This window comes from Bartonella sp. AP331QHHD (genome assembly GCF_042195905.1).
In the GTDB taxonomy this organism is placed as follows: domain Bacteria; phylum Pseudomonadota; class Alphaproteobacteria; order Rhizobiales; family Rhizobiaceae; genus Bartonella.
Genome location: NZ_JBHIPG010000045.1, coordinates 1 through 2,184, shown reverse-complemented (window position 1 = coordinate 2,184; position 2,184 = coordinate 1). Strand labels below are relative to the sequence as shown.

General features: G+C 36.7%; 2 protein-coding genes and 1 pseudogene. 2 read left to right on the top strand and 1 reads right to left on the bottom strand.

The window, feature by feature from the left end; translation table 11 throughout:
• Window positions 1-59: 59 nt before the first annotated feature.
• Window positions 60-773 carry a hypothetical protein gene (locus tag ACFIMS_RS05355; RefSeq protein ID WP_375630472.1) on the bottom strand — a complete coding sequence of 238 codons (714 nt, stop codon included), beginning with the start codon at window positions 771-773 and terminating at the stop codon, window positions 60-62.
• Between the two features lie 29 nt (window positions 774-802).
• Here ACFIMS_RS05355 and ACFIMS_RS05350 point away from each other — a divergent pair, with 29 nt between their 5' ends.
• A complete protein-coding gene (locus ACFIMS_RS05350; RefSeq protein ID WP_375696457.1) occupies window positions 803-1,348 on the top strand; it encodes a crossover junction endodeoxyribonuclease RuvC in 546 nt (181 codons plus the stop codon).
• Window positions 1,338-2,184 (top strand): annotated as a pseudogene (locus ACFIMS_RS05345) (hypothetical protein); the annotation flags it as partial. The gene ACFIMS_RS05350 and the pseudogene ACFIMS_RS05345, both read left to right, overlap by 11 nt.

Genomic DNA, 2,184 nt, shown 5'->3' with positions numbered 1-2,184 from the left:
CCACAACAATACATGGCATCTCTACCTTGGCACCGTAGAATATGGGAGCGACTCCGTTATTATTGGGAGTGCGGAATATGGTTGTAGTTATTAGAACTATCCATAAGTTCTTTTCCTTTAGATATCCCGTTTTCCCAAGCTTTGTCCTGTTCATCTGTCCAACGGAAAAAACCAAGACAAAAAGTGGTCTCAAGAGTTTTTTCTGGATTATTACATGAGGTATGTTCAACTACGATGGTTATAGGTTTTCTTAAACATGGTTTTTGTGGGTGTATGGTAAACCAAAGAGTCAATTTACTTTTGGCTTTTATACTAAAAAGATCAAAAAATCCCAAATGGTTAGGATCTAATTTTGGGTCTATTAAATCAATATGCTTTTCGCTTTTTAAAGCGATTTTCTTTCCATTTTTACGTTTTTTAGAATCTGAGATACCTTCGGTAGGATCTGGGTAGAGTGCTTCAGTAAATATAAATGGGTGTTTTTTAGGTATTTTTATGTGATTTATTTTGATTATTTGGTTTGTAGGATTGTAAATGGCTAATTCCAATTCACCTTCAAGGTCACTAGGATGCTTTGGAGACAGATGTTCAAAAACTGTACGTACAGTACAGTTTTGCAACTTTTGTCCTAAACATTTTTCTTTTTGTTCTTTGTAGCTTTTATACAAAACAAAAAGTAGAGAGAACGTACTAATGATTAAAGAAATACATTCATATGTTGTTGGTGTATCTTCCATATTTTTCTCAGCCCGCTTTTTGAAAAAAACAATCATATAAAACACATTATGTATGGAGCGGCGTTGTGACTAACACGATTCTTTGTTTTGATCTAGGTACCAAAACGGGGTGGGCGATACGTGGTGCAAGTGGTGACATGTTCAGTGGTACCGTGAATTTTCAATCACGCCGTTTTGAAGGCGGTGGAATGCGTTATTTGCGTTTTAAACAATGGCTATCAGAAATAAAGCAGACAGCAGGTCAAATTGACGCGGTGTATTTTGAAGAGGTGAGGCGTCATAAAGGTACAGATGCAGCGCATGTTTACGGTGGTTTGTTAGCAACGTTAACGGCGTGGTGTGAACAGCATCAGATACCGTATGAGGGGATACCAGTAAGTACAATTAAGAAAGCGACGACAGGCAAGGGGAATGCGTCGAAAGAAGAGATGATTAAGGCGGTGCGTGCAAAAGNAATTAAGAAAGCGACGACAGGCAAGGGGAATGCGTCGAAAGAAGAGATGATTAAGGCGGTGCGTGCAAAAGGGCACAATCCGAAAGATGACAACGAAGCAGATGCTTTAGCAATTTTATATTTAGTTAAAGAAAGGGAATTGGGGTATGTCCAGTAAATTACCATGGACGAGGCTTTTTGCAGACCAGTGGGCAATTGTTGTTGATTATTTGCCTGCTGTAGAGGGCAATATCTATATGCGATTACGGTTACGTATGTTGCGTACTGGTGAACCTCTTTTTTATAATATTAAAGTTTTATCTCATTACACTGGTTATTCAGTGAAGAAGTTTGAAGCGGCACTGAATGTTTTGCTTGAAGAAGGATATTTCATTCGTTTAGCAGATGGTCGCTTGTGGAATTTAGATGTTGAAGAAGAGCTTACTAACTCTCATGAGAGTTTAGAAAAGGTATCAAAAGCATCACGATCAAAGAGATTATCGGAGAGAGCAAAGAAAGCAGCGCAGGCAAGATGGGATAAACATACAACTTATACTTGTGATGCTTGTGATGATGCTCAAGTTACTGAAAATACTGATAAAAACGATGCTAAAGCAATGCTTAATGATGCTAAAACGATGCTTAATGATGCTAAGCATGCTAAGCATGATGCTAAAGCGATGCTTAATGATGCCTATATATATAACAATAACATTAACAATAACATTAACAATAACAATAAAAATAAAACTATTATTTTATCAAAAAGAGAAATTGATTTTGAAAATTTAGAAACAAACGATTTTGTTGAAAAGGCAATCGAGTGTGATGATGTTCAATCAGAACAAATCAAAACGATAGAAACCAAACAACCAATCATTCGCGAGCAAAATATCAATCTTTCAAACGAAGTTAACAACCGATGGCAAATTAACGAAGCGATGATTGCGAAATTGCCTTCACGAAAAGTTAAAAAGGTTGGAAAACAACTTTCAGAAATCGTTGATAAGATAA

Coding starts and splice junctions, on each gene's coding strand:
- ACFIMS_RS05355 (WP_375630472.1), bottom strand. CDS start 773: ATGATTGTTTTTTTCAAAAAGCGGGCTGAGAAAAATATGGAAGATACA.